This window comes from Pelomonas candidula, from assembly GCF_043555985.1.
Lineage (GTDB): Bacteria > Pseudomonadota > Gammaproteobacteria > Burkholderiales > Burkholderiaceae_C > Pelomonas > Pelomonas candidula.
In genome coordinates this window covers 49,119-69,092 of sequence record NZ_JBIGIC010000019.1, presented here as the reverse complement: position 1 = coordinate 69,092, position 19,974 = coordinate 49,119, and the positions used below count along the sequence as shown (strand labels likewise).

Genomic DNA, 19,974 nt, shown 5'->3' with positions numbered 1-19,974 from the left:
CCGCAGCCCACCTGCCGTCACAGCCCGCTGGAGTTCCCTAGTTACCCCTCTTCAACTCCCACTGCGCCAATGTGAACTCGCGGTACGGCACCGCCTGCGTGGCCAGCGTGCGCTCGAACCACGGCAGCGCCTCGCCGCGCTTGCCCTGGGCCGCGAGCTGCTGGCCGATGAAGAAGTAGGCCTCGGCCAGGCGCAGGCGCTCGGTCTCGGGCTTTTCCTTGGCGAGCTTGAGCAGCGCGTCGCGGTCCAGGCTGCCGCCCAGGTAGCGCAGCAGCGCGCCGCCCCACTTGCTGGTGTCGGCCGAGGCCAGCTCGTCGGCGATGGCGGCCTTGCCGCGGCCGCCCTGGCGTTCGGCGGCGAGGTAGAGCCACAGCAGCGTGAACTGGCGCGCCTCACCGCTGGCGTTGGCGGCGCTGTCGCGCAGCGCGGCCTCGGCGCGGGCGTAATCGCCCAGCATGTAATGCATGGTGCCCAGCCAGTTGCCGACGCCCGTGCCCAGCTGCGCCTGCTGGTTGAAGGCCGCCAGCGCGTCGGCCGGGCGGGCCAGCCCCACCAGCGCCACGCCCTTGGCCTCCAGCGCGGCGGCGGTTTCCTCGCCCTCGCCGGCGATGGCGAGCACACGCTCGGCGTCAGCCAGCGCCGCGTCGAAGTCGCCCAGCTGGTTCAGCGACTGGGCGCGCTCGGCCAGCACGCGGGCCGCCAGCCGGCCCTTGGGGTCGACGGCTGCCAGCAGCTGGTCGTCGGCCACACGGATGAACTCGTTGAACTGCATCAGCTGCCACAGCGCGTCGGGCTTGGCGCCGCTGCGGTACCTGAGCAGGCGCTGGCTGACGCCCGCGAAGCTGCTCTCCAGCGCCTTGAGGTCCAGCAGGTTCATGCGCATGCGCTGCACGTTGAGCATCTGCCGTGCGCGGCCCACGCGCTCGCGGTAGCCGTCCATGTCGGCCGGCAGCACCTCGTCGGCGCGGCGCTCCACACGGCTGATGAACTGCACCGTGGGGCCGTCGATCTCGACGCGGCTCGCGAACGCGAAGTGCTTGTCAGCCAGCTGCTGCGGGGCCGGCGCGGGTGGGGTGGCCGGACGCGGGCCGACGACGTTGACGCTCAGTTCGACCGCGTTCGTCGGGTCCAGCATGAAGGGATAGCGGCGGCGCGCCTCGGGTGGCAGCGACAGCGCGTCGACCAGTTCCGCGGCCGGGAACTCCAGCTCCAGCGACCCGCGCTGGTAGCGGCCCATCGTCGGGTGCTCGAAAGTGAGCTTGAGCTCCCACTGGTTGGTCTCGCGGTCATCCTTCACCTCGGGCTGGCCGGCACTGACGAGGCCGGGCAGCAGTCGCACGTAGGAGCCGCCGACGGACTCGGCCATGCGCTCCAGGCCGGCGATGGCCAGGTAGGAACGCCAACGCTCCGCGGCCAGGCCGGTGGCCTTGAACGAGGTCGTCAACCGCGCGGGCTTGGACAGGTCGGCGAAATTCCAATCCTGGCGGAAGCTCAGCGCGTCCTTCGCGAACGACGGCGGCACGACCGGCTGCGGGCCGCCCTCACCCAGGCCCACGACGAGGGCCGCGCCGTAGCGGTAATAGCCCCGCGTCTCCAGCGAGTAGCCCTGGCCGTTCATCGTCGGGTCCAGGAAGTAGACGGCGTCGCCGATCTTCACGCGGCTGATGACATGGTCGAACTGGTCGTGCGACGGCAGGTAGTTGCCGATGCCGCGGTTGCGCGACATCGAGATCAGCGCCGGCCGCGCGTCGAAGCCCATCGCGGTCAGCAGCGTGTTCAGCAGCAGCGTCTTGTCCTTGCAGTCGCCCAGCCGCTCGGCCAACGTCTTGGCTGCCGGCTTGGGCCGGTGCGAACTCTCGCCCAGCGACGCGGAGAAGTAGCGCACCTCATCCTGCACGAAGCGCAGCGCGGCGGCGACCTGCTGCTCGGGCGTGCCGCTGGCACCCACGGATGCCTTCAGCTCGGCGGCCTTCTCGGTGACGCCGGCCGGCTGGGCATCGCTGGCGAACAGGCGCTGCGCCCACTGGTCCAGCTCGGCCCAGCTGGCGTATTCGCTGACGTGCAGCGCCGGGTAGACCTTGAACCACGGCGGCGTGGTGGCCTCATCCTGCACGGCGGGCACGTTCTCGCGCACGACGCGGATGACCTGGCGGCCGCCCTCGTCGAAGCGCTCGGGCACCACGTCGGTGGCAACGACCTTGGTGTTGAGCTTGCGGTCAGGCGGCGCCTCGATGCGCAGGTGGAGGCGGCCGATGGGTGCGTCGGACGCGAGCTGCATCAGCGACGAGTAACGGCCCTCGAAGATCGGGTTCTCGCCCTCCAGCGTGTAGGCCAGGTCGACGATGTCGCCCACGCGCACATCGCTGATGACGACCAGCGCCGTGCGCACGCCGTCGATCATCTGGCGCTCCAGTTGCTGCTCGCGGCGCATCAGCTCGATGCGGGCGTCCTTCAGCCGGTCCAGCCACTGGCCGTCGCGGATGACCGCGAGCTGGTGGATGACGAGCTGCTGGTAGGCCGGGTTGAAGCTGATCTGCGGCTCCGACACCTCGCGCAGCGTGGACGTGTCCAGCGCCTCGTGCTGCAGGTGCAGGTAGGTGGCCGTGGCGGACTTGGGCGCGAGTTGCACCTGCACGTCCACCAGCGGCTCACGGCGCGCCTTGGCGCCACGGGCGACGGGCCGGGCCTCGGCCACGGGCGCGGGGGGTAACGGCTTGACCCAGGCGGGCTGGGGCCCGAAGCGGTAGCCAGCGCCTGCGGGAACGGCGGGGTAGGGAGAGGCGGCTTTGGCAGCGACCTTGGCTGCTGCCGGCTTGGCGGCCGGTTTGGCCGGCGCCGTCTGCGCGTGGGCCACGCCCAACGACAAGGCCAGCGCGAGGGCTGGCCAGAACTTGAAACTCATCCGCTTCCTCCCGGCTTCACCGCCCGATTGTGCGGGCGCCGGGAAGTCGTGCTGCCTCAGTGGAGCATCTGCTCGACTTCAGCGGCCGGGTCACCAGCCGCCGCGACCTTGGCCGCCATCAGCTCCAGGTCCAGATGCAGGTGCTCGATCAGCTCCGGCACGGCCACCTTGAGCGCATGCACCGGCTCGTCGTGGTGCTCGGCGGCATCGGCCAGCACCTCGGCCACGTGCAGCACGCCGGCGATCAGCGAGAAGGGGCGGATCTCCAGCGGCGCGTTGGCGTCCTTGAAGGCCTCCACCATGCGATCCGGGAAGTGCCAGTGCGCGGCCAGCGACGCCGTCACGTCGGCATGCGTGCAGCCGAAACGATGCTCTTCCAGCGAGAAGCGGCTGCCGGGCTCGACGGCGTGGGCCTCGACGTCGGCCACGAGGTGGGGCTCGTCGATGGCCATCAGCAGCTGGCCCGTGCGCAGCATCAGCCCCGCAAGGTAGGCGGTGTCGGCGGTCGCGTCATCGGCGCCCAGCATGCGGGCGAGGATGCGCGCGTAGTTGGCGGTGGCGAGGCTGTGCCGCCAGAACACCGTGCGGTCCAGGCCCTGCACCTTGGGGAAGGCGCCACTGAGGCAGGCGGCCATGGCGAGGTTGCGCAGCGTCTCCAGGCCCAGCGCGTGGGCGGCGTCGACGACGGTGGAGATCTGGTGCGACGGGCTGTAGTGCGCCGAGTTGGCCAGGCGCAGCACCTTGGCCGTCAGGCCGGCGTCCTTCTCGATGAGGGCGGCGATCTGCGCCAGGCCCACGTTGTCGTCATCGAAGCTCTTCAGCAGCCGCGAGGCCACCTCGGGCATGGTCGGCAGGGCGTTGTGCTTGACGAAGAAACGCTCGGCGGCTGCGGTCATCGTGGGCTCCTTCCGGGGGCTGAAGTGCGATCCAGTCTAGGACGACAGGATGAGCATCGCGCGGAAATCGTTCACGTTGGTGAAGCTGGGGCCAACGTTCAGTAAATCTCCCAGCGGCGCGAAGAAGCTGGCGCTGTCGTGCCCGTCCAGCAAGGCCTGCGGGTTCAGGCCGAGCGCGCGGGCGCGGGCCAGGCTGGTGGGAGTCAGCAGCGCACCGGCATGGGGGCCAACACCGTCGATGCCATCGGTATCGGCGGCCAGCGCCCAAACGCCCGGCTCGCCCTGCAGCGCCAGCGCGCAGCCGAGCAGGAAGGCCGTCGCACGGCCGCCCTGCCCCGTCGGCTTCGTCGCGTCGACGGTCACGGTGGTCTCGCCGCCGGACAGGATCACGCAAGGCCGGACGAAAGGCTCTCCGCGGCGTGCGACGGCGCGCGCCAGCGCCGCGTGCATGCCGCCGATGACGCGGGACTCGCCCTCGATCTCGTCGCTGAGGATGTGGGCCGCGAGGCCTTGCGCGCGCGCGGCGTCGGCGGCGGCCTCCAGGCTCATCTGCGGCGTGGCGAGCATGACCAGCTCGTGCCCGGCCAGCCGCGCGTCGCCGGGCTTGGGCGTCTCGAAGGCACCGGACTCCAGGCCGGCGCGGGCGACCGCTGGCAGGTCGATCTTGTAGCGGCGGCAGATGGCCAGCGCGTCGGCGCAGGTGGTCGCGTCGGCCACCGTCGGGCCGGATGCGATGACGGCGGGGTCGTCTCCGGGGACATCGCTGATCGTCAGCGTCAGCACACGCGCCGGCGCGCAGGCCGCCGCCAGCCGCCCGCCCTTGACGGCCGACAGGCGCTTGCGCACGCAGTTCATTTCGGCGATGGACGCGCCGCTGTTCAGCAGCGCGCGGTTGACGGCCTGCTTGTCGACCAGCGTCAGGCCCGGCGCCGGCAGGCTCAGCAGCGCGGAGCCGCCGCCGGAGATCAGGCAGATGACGAGATCGTCGGCCGTGAGACCGAGGGCCAGCGACAGCAACCGCTGCGTCGCCGCGAGGCCCGCCGCGTCGGGCACCGGGTGCGCGGCCTCGACGACCTCGATGCGACGCGGCTTGTAGCCCGGCGGCACATGGTCGTAGCGCGTGATGACCAGGCCCGACAGCGGCGCGTCGGCCGGCCACGCAGCCTCCAGCGCCTGTGCCATCGCGCCGCCTGCCTTGCCGGCGCCGAGCACCAGCGTGCGGCCTTTCGGCGGGGCGGGCAGATGCGCCTTCAGCACCTCGCCCGGCAAAGCCCGCGCGACCGCCACGTCGTAGAGCTGGCGCAACAGCGCGCGCGGGTCGGTCGTCATGGTGTCTGCGCCCAGCGGCCGATCAGCGCGCGCTCGTCGTCGGTGATGCCGGTCGCGTTGTTCAGCGGCATCGCGCGCTGCACGACCACCTGCTGGTAGATCTGCGCCTTGTGATTGGCCAGCCCCTCGGCCGAGTCCAGGCGCACGCCCTTTTGCGCCACCTCGCCGCTGTGGCATGCCAGGCAGCGCTGCGCGGCGATGGCCTGCACCTGCTCCAGCGTGACCGGCGCGGCGGCCGCCGCCGGCACGGCGGGCCGGGGCGCCATCCACACGATGAGCCCCGCCAGCAGCGCCAGGGCCAGCGCCACGGCGCCCCAGCTGTTGACACCCTTGTGCCGCTTCACGAAGAAGATGCGGATGGCCACGCCCGCGGCCATCAGCACGCACAGCACCGCCCAGTTGTGCGGGTGCTGGTGCAGCATGCCGTAATGGTTGCTCAGCATCGCAACGAGCACCGGCAGGCCGAAGTAGGTGTTGTGCACGCTGCGCTGCTTGCCGCGCTGGCCGTAGATGGGGTCGGGTTTCTGGCCCGCGCGCATCTGCGCGATGACCTTCTTCTGCCCCGGAATGATCCAGTGCGCCACGTTGGCCGTCATCATCGTCGCCAGCGTCGTGCCGATGAGCAGGAAGGCCGCGCGGCCGGCGAACAGCTGGCAGGCCAGCCAGCTCGCGAAGACGACGAAGACCACGACGACCGCCATCACGCGGCCGTCGTTGCCGATGCCGCCGTCCTTCGTGCGGCCCAGCGTCTGGCAGGCGATGTCATACACCGCCGTGCCGACGACGAGGAAGCCCAGCGCCGCACACACCGCCTGCCAGGGCGCGGCCCAGGCGTGCACGCGCGGGTCGATGAGCATCTGGCTGGCGTTGAACAGGTAGAGCACGACGAACAGCGCGAAGCCGCTCATCCACGTCCAGTAGCTCTCCCAGTAGAACCAGTGCAGGTCGGTGGGGAGATTTCCCGGCGCCACCAGGTACTTCTGCGGGTTGTAGAAGCCGCCGCCATGCACGGCCCACAGCTCGCCATCCACGCCCTTGGCCTTGAGGTCGTCCGCCTGCGGCTTGACAAGGTGGTTGTCCAGCCAGACGAAGTAGAACGACGCGCCGATCCAGGCGATGACGGTGATGACGTGCAGCCAGCGCAGCAGCAGGTTGGCCCAGTCGAGCAGGTAGATGTCCATGAGCGGTGAAGATCTCGATGGCCCCACCACGGCGGGTGCTGTGGGGCCGGAACGGTCGCGTCCGCGGGCACTTGAGCGCCCGACACCGCTGCGACTGGCGCCGGAGTGTATGCAGCCACCGTGCCAACCGCGAGCCCCGTGCAGCGCATCACGACAGCTCCACGAAAACCCGCACCCGGCGCCCGCCACATGACCACAATCGCGCCATGCCCAAGAGCCCGTTGTTGTCGCCCCTGCTGCTGATCGCCGCGCTGGCGCTGCAGCCCGTCGTCGCCCAGGAGGCGCCCGCGGTGCGCCTGGCGACAAACGTCGAGCGCAGCTATTTCCCGCCGGCCGAGGCGCTGCTGCGCAAGGCCTATGCGAGCCTGGGCCTGCAGGTCGAGTTCGTGCCCTGGCCGCTGCAGCGCGCGCAGGTCGAGCTGAACGCCGGCCGGCTGGACGGCGTGGCGATGCGGGCGGAAGCCTTTTTCACGCAGACACCCGCCATCCGCAAGGTCGACGTGCCGCTGCTCACGCTCAACGTGTACGCCTTCGGCCGCCCGCCCTGCCCGACGTCGCTGGCGCCGGAAGACCTGGCCCGCCGCCGCATCACCTACCAGCGCGGCATGGTGGCCGTCGAGCTGATGGTGCCGGAGGCCTCGCGCCTGCCGGCCAACACGCCGAGCGATGCCTTCCTGAACACCAGCATCGGCGCCGCCGACTACGCGCTGGTGCTGACCACGCCCTGGATGGCCGAGGTGCCCTTGCAGACGCGCCAGGGCAAGCTGTGCCGCGTGGCCACGCCGCTGAGCCGCACCTTGCTGTATCACGGCGTACACGAATCGCAGGCGGAGCGGGTTGCACCGCTGGAGCAGGCGCTGCGCGCGATGCGCGACCGGGGGGAGATCCAGCAGGCCTGGTCGGCCTACGAACGCGAGATCGCCGCACAGAACACCAAGCTGGAAGCCCAGCCCGGCCGCAGCCTCACGCTGACGCCGGCAACGCCAGGATCTGCGCCAGCACAGCCACCGCGATGACGGCCGGCTGCTTGCCCGCCACGCCGGGCACGCCGATGGGGCAGGTCACGCGCGCCAGGTCTTCCGCCCCGAACCCGCGCGCCTCCAGCCGCTGACGGAAGCTCGCCCACTTCGTCTTGCTGCCGATCATGCCGATGAAGGCCAGATCGCCCCGCTCCCGCTGGCGCTTCAGGCAGGCGGCCACGATGTCGAAGTCCTCGGCATGGTTGTGCGTCATCACGAGCACCACCGCGCCGGGCGCAAGGTCGGCCACGGCGTCCGCGGGAGGCTCGACCGCCTCCTGGCGCCAGCCCCGCGCGGGCGGCTCGGCCGGGAACTGCTCCGCGCGGCTGTCGATCCAGTGCAGCGCCAGCGGCAGCTCGCGCGCGATGCGGGCGATGGCATGGCCCACGTGGCCGGCGCCGAACAAGGCGACCGGCCTTTGCGTCTGGCCAGGCAGGCGGGCGGCCAGGTCTTCGCCCGCTGCCACACGCTCGAAGCGCAGCCAGACCACGCCGCCGCAGCACTGGCCCAGCGACGGCCCCAGCGGGTAGCGCACCTCGTCTTCCAGCTCGCCGCCGGCCAGCGCCGTGCGGGCCCGTGCGATGGCGTCGAACTCCAGGTGGCCGCCGCCGACCGTGCCGGTGATGCTCGCGGCGGTGACGCTCATCCACGCCCCGACCTCGCGCGGCACGCTGCCCGACGTGCGGGCAACGGTGACGAGGATCAGCGCTTCAGCTGCCACGGTAGGTCGAGTAGCTCCACGGCGATGCCAACAGCGGCACGTGATAGTGCGAGCTGTCGTCGGCGATGCCGAAGTCCAGCGGCACTTCGTCGAGGAAGGCAGGCTCGGGCAACGTCTCGCCACGAGTGCGGAAATAGGCGGCCACTTCGAAGACCAGGCGGTAGCGGCCGGCCGTGAACGTCGGGCCCTCAAGCACCGGGCCGTCGGCGCGGCCATCCCCGTTCAGGTGCAGGCTGCGCAGCCATTTGGGGCCTTCCGCATCAAAACGGTAAAGGCGCACGGCCATGCCGGCGGCGGGGCAGCCGTTGGCGGTGTCGAGTACATGTGTTGTCAGTTTGCCCATGGCGGCTCCATTGCCTGTTCAGTGCTGCGGCTTGATGCAAAGTGTAGGGATGAGCACAGCACGCTACCCCCGCGATCTCATCGGCTACGGCGAGAACCCGCCTCATCCGCAATGGCCGGGCCAGGCCCGCGTGGCCGTGCAGTTCGTCCTCAACTACGAAGAGGGCGGCGAGAACTCGGTGCTGCATGGCGACGCCGGCAGCGAGCAGTTCCTGTCCGAGATGTTCAACCCCGCCAGCTACCCGGCGCGGCACCTGAGCATGGAAGGCATCTACGAGTACGGCTCGCGCGTAGGCGTGTGGCGGCTGCTGAAGGAGTTCGAGCAGCGGGCGCTGCCGCTGACGGTGTTCGGCGTCGGCATGGCGCTGGAGCGCTGCCCGGACGTGACGCAGGCCTTCGTCGAACTCAACCACGAGATCGCCTCGCACGGCTGGCGCTGGATTCACTACCAAGGCATGGACGAGGGCACCGAGCGTGCGCACATGGCGCAGGCGATGGCCAGCCTCAAACGACTGACGCTGGGCCGCGACCCGCACGGCCTGGGCTGGTACACCGGCCGCGACAGCCCCGCCACGCGCCGCCTCGTGGCCGACTTCGGCGGCTTCGAGTACGACAGCGACTACTACGGCGACGACCTGCCCTTCTGGCTGCAGGTCAGGAAGACCAACGGCGAGCTGGCACCGCACCTCGTCGTGCCCTACACGCTGGACTGCAACGACATGCGCTTCGCGCTGCCGCAGGGCTTCAGCCACGGCGAGCCGTTCTTCGAGTACCTGAAGGACACCTTCGACGTGCTGTACGCCGAGGGCGCCGACAGCCCGAAGATGATGAGCATCGGCATGCACTGCCGGCTGCTGGGTCGACCGGGGCGCATGCGGGCGCTGCAAAAGTTCCTCAACCACATCGAGGCCCACGACCGCGTGTGGGTCTGCCGCCGGCTGGACATCGCGCGGCACTGGAAGACCGTGCACCCCTTTGACGCCCGCACCGCCTTTGTTTGGGAATGATGAAGCTCGAAGACCTCAACACCGCCAGCGCCGCCGACTTCGTCGCGCTGCTGGACGGCACCTACGAACACTCGCCGTGGATCGCCGTGCGCGCCGCGGCGGCCCGCCCCTTCAAGACGGTCGCCGCGCTAAAGGTGGCGCTGGCGCGCGTCGTGCGCGAGGCCAGCATTGACGAGCAGCTGGGCCTGATCCGCGCCCACCCCGAGCTGGCCGGCAAGGCCGCCGTGGCCGGCGAGCTGACGGCCGAGTCGACGAACGAGCAGCAGAAGGCCGGCCTCACCGCCTGCACGCCGGAGGAGTTCGCCAGGCTGCAGCAGCTCAATGCCGACTACAACGCGCGCTTCGGCTTCCCCTTCATCCTCGCCGTGCGCGGGCCGCGCGGGTTGGGGTTGACACGGCAGGAGATCATCGCGACCTTCGAGCGCCGGCTGCGCGCCCACCCCGACGTCGAACGCGCCGAATGCCTGCGCCAGATCCACCGCATCGCCGAGATCCGGCTCGACGACAAGTTCGGCATCAAGCCCGCGTTGGGCGAACAGCTGTGGGACTGGGCCGCCGCGCTCGCCGTGCACAGCGAGGACGAGGCCTTCCTGACCTGCACCTACGCGACGCCCACGCACACGGCCGTCGCCGAGCAGCTGATGGCGTGGATGCGCGATTGCGGCTTCGACGACGTCAGCCGCGACGCGGTGGGCAACGTCGTCGGCGTCTACAACGGCACGGGCGACCAACGGCTTCTGACCGGCAGCCACTACGACACCGTGCGCCGCGCCGGCCGCTTCGACGGGCGGCTGGGCATCTTCGTGCCGATGCTGGTCGTGCGCGAGCTGCACCGGGCTGGCAAGCGGCTGCCATTCGGCATCGAGGTCGTCGGCTTCTCCGAGGAGGAAGGCCAGCGCTACGCGGCCACCTTCCTCGCGTCCAGCGCGCTGACCGGCGCGTTCGACCCGACCTGGCTGGAGCAGAGCGACGCTCATGGCGTCAGCCTGCGCGACGCGATGCGTGCCGCCGGCCTACCGGGCAAGGTGGCCGCCATCACGGCGCTGAAGCGCGACCGCAGCCGCTACCTCGGCTTCGTCGAGGTCCACATCGAGCAAGGCCCGGTACTCGACAGCCTGGACCTGCCGCTGGGCATCGTCACGTCCATCAACGGCAGCCGCCGCTACACCGGCGAGATCATCGGCCTGGCCAGCCACGCCGGCACCACGCCCATGGGCCAGCGCCGCGACGCGGCGGCTGGCGTGGCGGAGCTGATCCTGTTCTGCGAGGAGAGAGCAGCCGCGGTGCCCGATGTCGTCGCCACGGTGGGCATGCTGGAAGTGCCTTCCGGCTCCATCAACGTCATCCCCGGCCGCTGCCGCTTCAGCCTGGACCTGCGCGCAACAACCGACGCAGCCCGCGACGCGCTGGACGCCGACGTGCGCGCCGAACTGGACGCCATCTGCCAGCGCCGGGGCCTCAGCTTCACGCTGCAGCCCACGGTCGCCGCCAACGCCGCGCCGAGCGACGCCGCCTGGCAGACGCGCTGGGAGGCGGCCGTCGCCGAGCTGGGCCTACCGATCCACCGCCTGCCCTCCGGCGCCGGCCACGACGCAATGAAAATGCACGAACTGTTGCCCCAGGCCATGCTGTTCGTCCGCGGCGGCAACGGGGGGATCAGCCACAACCCGTTGGAGTCGGTGACGGTGGATGATGCGGAGTTGGCGGTGCAGGCGTTCACGCAGCTGCTAGAACTCTCGGGCGGGAACACAACATGAGCAGCTCGGTCCAAGCGTCGGTGATCTATCGGACGCTGATGATGGACGCAAAGATTCGAGTGCTCACGGCACAGTCTTTGTTGGGCGGCGCAACTGCATGGGACTCGTTGCCGGCGCTCAAAGTTGAGTTCTGCTACTTGCTAGTTCGCCGCGTCATCGAAGCAGTTACCCATGGCGCGCTGCTAAGGGAACAGCATCGATACAAGGCACTCAAAAACGTAGAAGCGGCCGAGTCGGGCCGATCCCATCAAGGGGCGCAAGGGTGGGAGACAGCACCTGAGATCCTCAAGCGCCTGGTGCAGGTAAGTCCCCATGCGCTACCGATTCCCATCAAAGCTCCCCAATCCGTCGGCGACGTCGGCGTGTACCACTTTGATAGGTTGCAACTCAGCGTAAACCACGGGCGACTCATTGAGTTGTACAAGAAGAGCTGCAATTTCCTCCACGCAAAAAGTCCGCTCAAAGGCGACTTCGTCGCTGAGGTAGACGCTCAACGCCTAGCCTACGACCAAGCACCTAACGACTTGGCGAAGGGCGTTGAGTTCCTAAGAAGTCTGCTGTGGAAACACGCGGCAATTACGCTGGCAGACCAAGCTGCGGATGACCCGCGCCTACCCACATCGCCTCAACTCGCTTGGATACTGGACTTTGGGAATGAGGCCGGCCACGAAATCACATTGATTGAAGCTCGAGCCGAACCAGAGCCAACAAACTGACTCCAAAAAATGTCTGCTGACCTCGACAACCAGATCGCTGAACGCTTCGACGACCAAGTCCGCTTCCTGCAGCAACTCGTCCGCATCCCCACCGACACCCCACCCGGCAACAACGCGCCGCATGCCGACCGCACGGCCGAGTTGCTGACCGAGCTGGGCTTCACCGTCGAGAAGCATGTCGTGCCCACGCCGGTCGTGAAGCGCGGCGGCATGGAGTCCGTCACCAACCTCGTCGTGCGCCACCGCTTCGGCACCTACGGCCCCAAGATCGCGCTGAACGCGCACGGCGACGTGGTACCGCCCGGCGAGGGCTGGACGCATGACCCGTATGGCGCCGAGATCGTCGACGGCAAGCTCTATGGCCGCGCGTCGGCCGTCAGCAAGAGCGACTTCGCGACGTACACGTTCGCGCTGCTGGCACTGAAGAATTCCGGCCTGCCGCTGCGCGGCGCGGTGGAGCTGCACTTCACCTACGACGAGGAGTTCGGCGGCGAGCTGGGCCCCGGCTGGCTGCTGCGCGAAGGCATCGTGCGGCCGGACCTGCTGATCGCCGCCGGCTTCAGCTACCAGGTCGTCACGGCCCACAACGGCTGCCTGCAGATGGAGGTCACGCTGCACGGCCTGGCCTCGCACGCGGCCTACCCGGACACCGGCGTCGACGCGCTGCAGGCGGCCAACAAGCTGCTGACCGCGCTGTACGCCCACAACGACGTGCTGAAGACGCGCCGCTCCGAGGTGCCAGGCATCACGCATCCGTATCTCAACGTCGGCCGCATCGAGGGCGGCAGCAACACCAACGTCGTGCCCGGCAAGGTGGTGCTGAAGCTGGATCGCCGCATGATCCCCGAGGAGAACCCGGCCGAGGTCGAAGCGGAAGTGCGCGCACTGATCGAGAGCACGGTGGCGCCATGCGCCGGCATCCGGTTGGAGATCAAGCGCCTGCTGCTCGCCAACTCGATGAAGCCATTGCCGGGCGCCGAGCGCCTGATCGCCACGCTGCAGAAGCACGGCGAGGAAGTCTTCGGCGAGCCCATCCCGACGTCGGGCACGCCGCTGTACACCGACGTGCGCCTCTACACGGCGCAGGGCATCCCGGCCGCCATCTACGGCGCCGGGCCGCGCACGGTGCTGGAGAGCAATGCCAAGCGCGCTGACGAGCACCTCGTGCTGGACGACCTCAGGCGCGCGACGCAGGTGGTGGCGCGCACGCTGGCGGAACTGCTGGAGCGCCGCTCCGGTGCATGACTGCACAGGCGCGCTGCAAGTCAGTGCGCCTGCCGGCGGGAGGGGGTCACCCCCAGTGGCATAGCCCTTGCTGAAACGTCATGACACGGGCGCAACGTCGCGCCTGCCTCTGACGGAGATTGCATGCGACTGACCCGCCGTGCCCTGGCCGCCATCACGGCCTCACTCGTGGCCTGGGGTTCCGCCCCTTCCGCCGCGCTCGCGCAGACGACCCCCATCAAGTTCCAGCTCGACTGGCGCTTCGAGGGCCCCTCGGCGCTGTTCCTGCTGCCGGCCGCCAAGGGCTACTTCAAGGACGAGAAGCTGGACGTCACCGTGGACGCCGGCAACGGTTCCGGCGGCGCGGTGACCCGCGTGGCCTCGGGGGCCTACGACATCGGCTTCGCGGACATGGCCGCGCTGATGGAGTTCCACGCCAACAACCCCGACGCGCCGAACAAGCCGGTTGCCGTCATGGTGGTCTACAACAACACGCCGGCCGCCGTGCTGGCGCTGAAGAAGAGCGGCATCAAGACGCTGGCCGACCTGACCGGCAAGAAGCTCGGCGCGCCGGTGTTCGATGCGGGCCGGCGCGGCTTTCCCATCCTGGCCAAGGCCAACAAGCTGGGCGCCGTGAACTGGATCAGCATGGACCCGCCGCTGCGCGAGACCATGCTGATGCGCGGTGACGTGGATGCCATCACGGGCTTCTCGTTCACGTCGCTGCTGAACCTGGAAGCGCGTGGCGCCAAGACGGCGGACGTGCTGGTGCTGCCCTACGCCGAACACGGCGTGAAGCTGTACGGCAACGTCATCATCGCCAGCCCGAAGTTCATCAAGGACAAGCCCGAGGCGCTGAAGGCCTTCCTGCGCGCGTTCACGAAGGGCGCGAAGGAGGTGCTGGCCAAGCCGGACGACGCCATCGCTTACGTGAAGGAGCGTGACGGCATCATCAACGTCGACCTGGAGAAGCGCCGGCTGCGCCTGGCCATCGCCGACGCGATCGCCAGCCCCGACGCCCGCGCCGAAGGCTTCGGCCAGCTCACCGTGCCGCGGCTGACGCTGATGGCCAGCCAGGTGTCCGACGCCTACGCGACGAAGACGCGCGTGGACGCCACCGCCGTATGGAACGGCAGCTTCCTGCCCAGCGCGGCCGAACTCAACATCCTGCCGCCGGTCAAGAAATGAGCGCTTCGGCTTTTGTCGACTTCCGCGACGTCTGGCTGGCCTACACCGAGGACCTGCGCAAGCAGGGCAAGTTCGCCGTCGAGGCCATCGACCTCAAGGTCGCACGCGGCGAGTTCATCGCCATCGTGGGCCCGTCGGGCTGCGGCAAGTCGACGTTCATGAAGCTGGCGACGGGGCTGAAGCCGCCCTCGGCCGGCGAGATCCGCGTGGACGGCCGCACCGTGCACGGGCCGTTGAAGATCAGCGGCATGGCTTTCCAATCGGCCTCGCTGCTGCCGTGGCGCACGACGCTGGCCAACGTGATGCTGCCGCTGGAGATTGTCGAGCCCTACCGCTCCGAGCTGAAGGCCAGGCGCCAGGAGTTCGAGGCCCGCGCCCGCGCGCTGCTGGCCCGCGTCGGGCTGGCCGGCTACGAGGACAAGTTCCCGTGGCAGCTGTCCGGCGGCATGCAGCAGCGCGCCAGCATCTGCCGCGCGCTGATCCACGAGCCCCAGCTGTTGCTGCTCGACGAGCCCTTCGGCGCGCTGGACGCGTTCACGCGCGAGGAGCTTTGGTGCATCCTGCGCGACCTGCAGGCGGCACAGGGCTTCAACGTCATCCTCGTCACGCACGACCTGCGCGAGTCGGTGTTCCTCGCCGACAGCATCTACGTGATGAGCAAGAGCCCCGGCCGCATCGTGCTCAAGCGCGAGGTGCCGCTGCCGCGCCCGCGCGACCTGGACGTGACCTACACGCCCGAGTTCGGCGAGATCGTCCATGAGCTGCGCGGCCACATTGGCGCGCTGAAGAAGGCCGGCATGGAGATCGCGCAATGACTGCTCGCATCAACCTGCAATCGCACGCCCACTGGCTGCTGCTGGTCACCGTGCTGGTGCTATGGCAGAGCGTGTGCGGGCTGTTCGACGTGTCGGAGTTCCTCTTCCCCAGCCCGGCCCGCATCGCGCAACAGTTCTGGGAGCATCACGCCGTCATCCTGGCCCATGCCTGGCGCACCTGGTGGGTCACGATGCTGGGCTTCGCGATCTCCATCGTCGTCGGCGTGCTGCTGGGCTGCCTGATGGGCAGCTCACGGCTGGCCTACGCCGCCATGTACCCGCTGATGACAGGCTTCAACGCCCTGCCCAAGGCCGCCTTCGTGCCCATCCTCGTCGTGTGGTTCGGCATCGGCGTGGGCCCCGCGGTGCTGACGGCCTTCCTGATCAGCTTCTTCCCCATCATGGTCAACATCGCCACAGGCCTGGCCACGCTGGAACCGGAGCTGGAGGACGTGCTGCGCGTGCTCGGCGCCCGGCGCACCGACGTGCTGTGGAAGGTGGGCCTGCCACGCTCCATGCCCTACTTCTTCGGCGCGCTGAAGGTGTCCATCACGCTGGCCTTCGTCGGCACGACGGTGTCGGAGATGACGGCCGCCAACGAGGGCATCGGCTACCTGCTGATCTCGGCCGGCTCGTCCATGCAGATGGGCCTGGCCTTCGCCGGCCTGCTGGTGGTTGGCGCGATGGCCATGGCCATGTACGAGCTTTTCGCCCGGATGGAGCGACGGCTGACCGGGTGGGCGCACCGGGGGCAGGCATAAGGAAAGTAACCAGCGGCGTGCGACAGTTGTCCGCGCCCGCCCACCTTCCTGGACTCCGATGAACTTCCAAGCCAAACGCAAGGCCCCGAAGCCTGTCGCGCCGCTCGTGCTGGCGGGCGTGCGCTACGAGGCGCCGCTGGACATCCATCCTCTCGGCTACAGCGGGCATGGCGGCGTGATTGCCGCCTTCGATGACCTGACCGGTGCGCCCCTGTGGCACCTGCGCGTCTACCAGACCGTGTACGACCCGCATATGGAAGGCGATGTGCGGGACGTCTACATCACCCAAATCGCAGCGATCGACGGCGGCCAGGCTTTGCGCGTCACCAACGAGCGAAGCCGCAATTTCCGCGTGGATCTGGCAGATCGCTCGGCGCAGCCGCTGGACTGAGACCCGCATGACGCCGGCCACGACGGGACAGGTGTCGGCACGGCGATCAAGGCGACCTCACCGGCGCCTACCCGGACCTGGGTCTCGGCGCTGAAGCTGGCTGCCCCCGAGCACCTGGGCGACAAGGGCGGGCTCGATCAGCCCCCCGCGGCGCTGGCGGCTCGGCCTGCAGCCAGCGCGCCGTTGACGTGCGTGATGATGTCTTCGAGGCAGCCGCTCTCGCACCAGCCGGACATCGTCTTCGCGATCGTGCCGTCCCCGCGCACCACCACCGTGTAGGGCACGCCGTCGGCCTTGGCAAAGGCCTTGGCGCTCACGCCCTCCGGGTCGTAGAGGTGCAGCATCTGCATCTTGTCCGACAGCCCGCGGTGGAGCTTGCGGAAAATGTCCCGGTCCTCGACGTTGACGGCCACGACGCGCACGCGCTCCTTCCTGGCGGCGAGTTGCAGGCGCTCCAGCTGGGGCAGCTCGTTGCGGCAATGCGGGCACCACGAGGCCCAGAAGAACAGCACGACCGGTTTGCCCTCGAAGTCCGACAGGCGCAGGGTATTGCCATCCAGCGTGCGGCCCACCGGCACGTCCAGCGGCACACGTTCCAGCGGCGGCGGCGCGGGCTTGTCGTCGGCTTTCGCGGTGCCCGCCAGCGCGGCCAGGCAGGCCCAGGCCAGCAGGCGCCGGCGTTGCATCTCGTCGTTCTCTTTCATGAACTCTCCCTGGGGCTGGCGCGTCAGGCGCTTGACCTGCAGCAATCCTAGGCGACCCACCGGCCTCATAGAATCAAAAAGTGTCCCGCCTGACCCACGCCCGCGCGCGCCGCCACTCCTGGTGGCTGCTGGCCGTGCTGGTGCTGGGGCTGCTGGCGCCGGGCATCAGCGCGGCACTGGCGCATGCGCGCGGCGACTTCTCGGCCTGGCAGGACATCTGCCGCGCCCCCGGCGCCACCGGCAAGACCGCCGAGCCCAAGCCCATCGAGAAGGCGCTGGACCTGCTGGCGCACGGCCATTGCGCGGCCTGCCACATCACGGCGGCCAACGTCGCGCCGCCGCCAGCGGTGCCGTTCGTGTCCGTGAGGCTCGACCTGGGCTTCGAGGCACCCGAGCGCTTCTGGACCGCGCCGGTCACCGCCCACGCGTGGCGCCCGGCGAGCGCACGCGCGCCCCCCGTCGCGATCTGAGTCAACCGCTCCGCCACGCCCCACCGGCCTGGCGCCTGCCGTCGCACCTGCGTGCGGCGGCCCGACTTGGATTGCTGCCCTTTCATGAACAAGATGCCCCTAGCGCGCGCGGCTGCCGCCTGCGCCGCCCTGTCCAGCCTCGCGCTGGCCCACGCCCCTGCCCTCGCCTGTGAAGACTGTGACTGCGACGACGCCCCCGTGGCGGCCGTGGCGGCCGTCGCCAGCGCCACCACGCTCTCCACCGCGGCCACGCCTGCCGACGACACCCCCCCGGCCCCGCGCACGAAGCTGGGCCTGGTGCGGGTCCAGGGCGCCGCGCCCTCCTCGCTGCCGACCAACATCCCCACCACGCGCGAGACGGTCACGCGCGAGGACATCGAGCGCAACATCAACGCGACCGATGCCGAAGACGCGCTGAAGTACCTGCCCAGCCTGTTGGTGCGCAAGCGCTACATCGGCGACTACAACCACGCCATCCTGTCCAGCCGCGCCTCGGGCACCGGCAACAGCGCGCGCTCGGCGGTCTACGCAGACGGCATCCTGTTGTCCAACTACCTCGGCAACGGCGTGAGCGGCCTGTCCTTCCCGCCGCGCTGGGGCCTGGTGACGCCCGAGGAGATCGAGCGCGTGGACGTCATGTACGGTCCGTTCTCGGCCGCCTACCCGGGCAACTCGGTGGGCGCGGTGGTGGACTACCAGACCCGCATGCCGACCCGCTTCGAGGCCCACGCCAAGGTGGGGTTCAGCAGCCAGTCCTCGGAGCTCTACGGCCACAGCAACACCTACCGCGCTTGGGCAGCCAGCGCGTCAGTGGGCAGCCGCGAGGGGGCCTTCAGCTGGTGGCTCAACCTCAACCACACCGACAGCGACGGCCAGCCGCTGACCTTCGCGACCCGCGTGGCCAGCACCGGCACCGCCATCCCTTCGGGCAGCACCGCCACGCCAGCGACGGGCGCCGTCCTCGTGCCCAACAGCAGCAACGCGCCCTGGTACCTGCTCGGCGCCGGCACGCGCTACAGCACCGCACAGGACCACCTCAAGCTCAAGCTGGCCTACGACCTCAGCCCCACGGTGCGCGCCAGCTACGTGCTGGGCCTGTGGCGCAACGACTCGGACGGCAACTCCGAGAGCTGGCTGCGTGATGCGGCCGGCCAGCCGGTGTACTCGGGGCTCATCGCCATCGACGGCAAGCAGTTCACCAAGCTGACCGCGTCGGACTTCGCCGTCACCCGCGAGAAGCTGCAGCACGTGATGCACGGCGTCTCGGTGAAGAGCCACAGCGGCGGCGAATGGGACTGGGAGGTCGCCGCCAGCCTCTACGACTACCAGAAGGACAGCAAGCGCCAGAACGGCCTGACCGTGAACGGCGTACTGACCGACAACCCGCAGCCCGGCGCGCTGAGCGGCGGTGCCGGCACGCTGGCCGACGGCAGCGGCACCGGCTGGAACACGCTGGCCGCCAAGGGCATCTGGCGCCCCGCGGGTACCGATCACGTCGTGGACTTCGGCCTGCAGCAGGACAGCTACAAGCTCAGCTACCTGACCTCGGGCATCACCGGCAACTACCTGACGGACAGCCCGGGCGCCATGGTCAACAACGTCGCCGGCAAGACCCGGCTGCAGGCCGCCTACGCGCAGGACGCCTGGCTGCTGAACGCCGACTGGAAGGCCGTGCTGGGCCTGCGCGCCGAGCACTGGCAGGCTCGGGACGGCCGCACCGACTTCTCCGCCACGTCCGGCCAGGCCTACCCGTCGCGCAGCGAGAACTTCCTGTCGCCCAAGGCCGCGCTGTCCTGGCAGGCGGCACCCGAGACGGTGCTGAAGGCCTCGGTGGGTCGCGCGGTGCGCATGCCGACCGTGAGCGAGCTGTACGGCGCCACGTCGACGACCAACTCGCTGTACGTCAACGACCCCGACCTCAAGCCCGAGAAGTCGTGGACGGGCGAACTCAGTGCCGAGCAGGGCTGGGGCGCGCTGCAGTCCCGCGTGACGCTGTTCGCCGAGACCACACGCGACTCGCTGTACTCGCAGACTGTCGTCGACGCCGTGCTGAACAAGAACGTCACCCGCGTGCAGAACATCGACAGGATCGGCACCACCGGCCTCGAGGCCACGCTGGCCACGACCGACTGGGGGCTCAAGGGACTGGACCTGTCGGCCAGCGTCACCTACACGGACTCCAAGATCAAGGCCAACGCCGGCTTCGTCTCGACGGCGGGCGACACCGTCGGCAAGTGGCAGCCCAACATCCCGCGCTGGCGCGCCACCGCGCTGGCCGCCTACCGCCTCGACGAGCACTGGAGTGCCAGCCTCGCCGCGCGCTACAGCGGCCGCCAGTACCGCACGCTGAACAATGCCGACGTGAACGGCTTCGCCTACATGGGCGTCAGCAAGTACGCCACCGCCGACGTGCGCGTGCTGTGGAAGATCGACAGGCAATGGAGCGCCGCGTTCGGCATCGACAACCTGAACAACTATCAGTACTGGAACTTCCACAACTATCCGCAGCGCAGCTATTCCGCCGAGCTGAAATTCGACCTGTGAGGACTCA

Annotated in this window: 18 protein-coding genes; 11 read left to right on the top strand and 7 right to left on the bottom strand. The window is 69.5% G+C overall.

Annotated elements, in window-relative coordinates; translation table 11 throughout:
• Positions 1-37: 37 nt before the first annotated feature.
• Genes ACG04R_RS26245 through ACG04R_RS26230 form a run of 4 tightly spaced genes read right to left on the bottom strand, consistent with a single transcriptional unit; the run spans position 38 to position 6,308 of the window.
• Positions 38-2,902, bottom strand: a complete 2,865-nt coding sequence (locus tag ACG04R_RS26245) for a DUF3857 domain-containing protein (protein ID WP_394417035.1) — start codon at positions 2,900-2,902, stop codon at positions 38-40.
• Positions 2,903-2,958: 56 nt separating this feature from the next.
• A complete protein-coding gene (locus ACG04R_RS26240) occupies positions 2,959-3,798 on the bottom strand; it encodes an HDOD domain-containing protein (protein ID WP_394417033.1) in 840 nt (279 codons plus the stop codon).
• Between the two features lie 36 nt (positions 3,799-3,834).
• Positions 3,835-5,127 carry a glycerate kinase type-2 family protein gene (locus tag ACG04R_RS26235; protein WP_394417031.1) on the bottom strand — a complete coding sequence of 431 codons (1,293 nt, stop codon included), beginning with the start codon at positions 5,125-5,127 and terminating at the stop codon, positions 3,835-3,837.
• On the bottom strand, positions 5,124-6,308 hold the full coding sequence (locus ACG04R_RS26230) for a urate hydroxylase PuuD (RefSeq protein ID WP_394417029.1): 1,185 nt from the start codon (positions 6,306-6,308) through the stop codon (positions 5,124-5,126). The genes ACG04R_RS26235 and ACG04R_RS26230 overlap by 4 nt, the downstream gene beginning before the upstream one ends.
• 206 nt (positions 6,309-6,514) lie before the next feature.
• Here ACG04R_RS26230 and ACG04R_RS26225 point away from each other — a divergent pair, with 206 nt between their 5' ends.
• A complete protein-coding gene (locus ACG04R_RS26225) occupies positions 6,515-7,324 on the top strand; it encodes a substrate-binding periplasmic protein (protein WP_394417027.1) in 810 nt (269 codons plus the stop codon).
• Here the strand turns inward: ACG04R_RS26225 and xdhC are convergent.
• Together xdhC and uraH are read right to left on the bottom strand one after the other, a co-directional pair.
• The gene (gene xdhC / locus ACG04R_RS26220) at positions 7,272-8,048 is read right to left on the bottom strand and encodes a xanthine dehydrogenase accessory protein XdhC (RefSeq protein WP_394417025.1); all 777 of its coding nucleotides are present in this window, start codon (positions 8,046-8,048) and stop codon (positions 7,272-7,274) included. The two genes, ACG04R_RS26225 and xdhC, sit on opposite strands and share 53 nt — an antisense overlap.
• Entirely contained in the window at positions 8,038-8,391 is a 354-nt protein-coding gene (uraH, locus tag ACG04R_RS26215) for a hydroxyisourate hydrolase (protein WP_394417023.1), read from the bottom strand. The genes xdhC and uraH overlap by 11 nt, the downstream gene beginning before the upstream one ends.
• Positions 8,392-8,440: 49 nt before the next feature.
• On the opposite strand from uraH, the gene puuE reads away from it, so the two are divergent.
• The 8 genes from puuE (at position 8,441) to ACG04R_RS26175 (ending at position 16,249) form a co-directional block, all read left to right on the top strand.
• Positions 8,441-9,397: an allantoinase PuuE gene (gene puuE / locus ACG04R_RS26210; RefSeq protein ID WP_394417021.1), complete on the top strand. Its 957-nt coding sequence runs from the start codon at positions 8,441-8,443 to the stop codon at positions 9,395-9,397.
• Positions 9,394-11,154: a 2-oxo-4-hydroxy-4-carboxy-5-ureidoimidazoline decarboxylase gene (gene uraD / locus ACG04R_RS26205; RefSeq protein WP_394417019.1), complete on the top strand. Its 1,761-nt coding sequence runs from the start codon at positions 9,394-9,396 to the stop codon at positions 11,152-11,154. The genes puuE and uraD overlap by 4 nt, the downstream gene beginning before the upstream one ends.
• A complete protein-coding gene (locus tag ACG04R_RS26200) occupies positions 11,151-11,870 on the top strand; it encodes a hypothetical protein (RefSeq protein ID WP_394417017.1) in 720 nt (239 codons plus the stop codon). The genes uraD and ACG04R_RS26200 overlap by 4 nt, the downstream gene beginning before the upstream one ends.
• A gap of 9 nt (positions 11,871-11,879) precedes the next feature.
• Entirely contained in the window at positions 11,880-13,115 is a 1,236-nt protein-coding gene (locus ACG04R_RS26195) for a M20/M25/M40 family metallo-hydrolase (RefSeq protein WP_394417015.1), read from the top strand.
• 123 nt (positions 13,116-13,238) lie between these two features.
• On the top strand, positions 13,239-14,282 hold the full coding sequence (locus ACG04R_RS26190; RefSeq protein ID WP_394417013.1) for an ABC transporter substrate-binding protein: 1,044 nt from the start codon (positions 13,239-13,241) through the stop codon (positions 14,280-14,282).
• Positions 14,279-15,097, top strand: coding sequence for an ABC transporter ATP-binding protein (locus ACG04R_RS26185; protein ID WP_394417010.1), 819 nt, complete (start codon positions 14,279-14,281; stop codon positions 15,095-15,097). The genes ACG04R_RS26190 and ACG04R_RS26185 overlap by 4 nt, the downstream gene beginning before the upstream one ends.
• Entirely contained in the window at positions 15,094-15,858 is a 765-nt protein-coding gene (locus ACG04R_RS26180; protein ID WP_394417008.1) for an ABC transporter permease, read from the top strand. The genes ACG04R_RS26185 and ACG04R_RS26180 overlap by 4 nt, the downstream gene beginning before the upstream one ends.
• A 58-nt stretch (positions 15,859-15,916) precedes the next feature.
• On the top strand, positions 15,917-16,249 hold the full coding sequence (locus ACG04R_RS26175; RefSeq protein WP_394417006.1) for a hypothetical protein: 333 nt from the start codon (positions 15,917-15,919) through the stop codon (positions 16,247-16,249).
• Positions 16,250-16,386: 137 nt separating this feature from the next.
• Here ACG04R_RS26175 and ACG04R_RS26170 read toward each other — a convergent pair whose 3' ends face one another.
• Positions 16,387-16,953: a TlpA disulfide reductase family protein gene (locus ACG04R_RS26170; protein WP_394417004.1), complete on the bottom strand. Its 567-nt coding sequence runs from the start codon at positions 16,951-16,953 to the stop codon at positions 16,387-16,389.
• An 80-nt stretch (positions 16,954-17,033) separates the two neighbouring features.
• On the opposite strand from ACG04R_RS26170, the gene ACG04R_RS26165 reads away from it, so the two are divergent.
• Positions 17,034-17,423 (top strand): DUF2946 family protein, encoded by a 390-nt coding sequence (locus ACG04R_RS26165; protein ID WP_394417002.1) that lies wholly within the window; start codon positions 17,034-17,036, stop codon positions 17,421-17,423.
• An 84-nt stretch (positions 17,424-17,507) separates the two neighbouring features.
• Entirely contained in the window at positions 17,508-19,967 is a 2,460-nt protein-coding gene (locus ACG04R_RS26160) for a TonB-dependent receptor (protein ID WP_394417000.1), read from the top strand.
• Positions 19,968-19,974: the final 7 nt, after the last annotated feature.

Excerpts from the sequence above, each read along its gene's own strand:
- ACG04R_RS26245 (WP_394417035.1), bottom strand. The coding sequence starts at position 2,902 with ATGAGTTTCAAGTTCTGGCCAGCCCTCGCGCTGGCCTTGTCGTTGGGC.
- ACG04R_RS26240 (WP_394417033.1), bottom strand. The coding sequence starts at position 3,798 with ATGACCGCAGCCGCCGAGCGTTTCTTCGTCAAGCACAACGCCCTGCCG.
- ACG04R_RS26235 (WP_394417031.1), bottom strand. The coding sequence starts at position 5,127 with ATGACGACCGACCCGCGCGCGCTGTTGCGCCAGCTCTACGACGTGGCG.
- ACG04R_RS26230 (WP_394417029.1), bottom strand. The coding sequence starts at position 6,308 with ATGGACATCTACCTGCTCGACTGGGCCAACCTGCTGCTGCGCTGGCTG.
- ACG04R_RS26225 (WP_394417027.1), top strand. The coding sequence starts at position 6,515 with ATGCCCAAGAGCCCGTTGTTGTCGCCCCTGCTGCTGATCGCCGCGCTG.
- uraH (WP_394417023.1), bottom strand. The coding sequence starts at position 8,391 with ATGGGCAAACTGACAACACATGTACTCGACACCGCCAACGGCTGCCCC.
- puuE (WP_394417021.1), top strand. The coding sequence starts at position 8,441 with ATGAGCACAGCACGCTACCCCCGCGATCTCATCGGCTACGGCGAGAAC.
- uraD (WP_394417019.1), top strand. The coding sequence starts at position 9,394 with ATGATGAAGCTCGAAGACCTCAACACCGCCAGCGCCGCCGACTTCGTC.
- ACG04R_RS26200 (WP_394417017.1), top strand. The coding sequence starts at position 11,151 with ATGAGCAGCTCGGTCCAAGCGTCGGTGATCTATCGGACGCTGATGATG.
- ACG04R_RS26195 (WP_394417015.1), top strand. The coding sequence starts at position 11,880 with ATGTCTGCTGACCTCGACAACCAGATCGCTGAACGCTTCGACGACCAA.
- ACG04R_RS26190 (WP_394417013.1), top strand. The coding sequence starts at position 13,239 with ATGCGACTGACCCGCCGTGCCCTGGCCGCCATCACGGCCTCACTCGTG.
- ACG04R_RS26185 (WP_394417010.1), top strand. The coding sequence starts at position 14,279 with ATGAGCGCTTCGGCTTTTGTCGACTTCCGCGACGTCTGGCTGGCCTAC.
- ACG04R_RS26180 (WP_394417008.1), top strand. The coding sequence starts at position 15,094 with ATGACTGCTCGCATCAACCTGCAATCGCACGCCCACTGGCTGCTGCTG.
- ACG04R_RS26175 (WP_394417006.1), top strand. The coding sequence starts at position 15,917 with ATGAACTTCCAAGCCAAACGCAAGGCCCCGAAGCCTGTCGCGCCGCTC.
- ACG04R_RS26170 (WP_394417004.1), bottom strand. The coding sequence starts at position 16,953 with ATGAAAGAGAACGACGAGATGCAACGCCGGCGCCTGCTGGCCTGGGCC.
- ACG04R_RS26160 (WP_394417000.1), top strand. The coding sequence starts at position 17,508 with ATGAACAAGATGCCCCTAGCGCGCGCGGCTGCCGCCTGCGCCGCCCTG.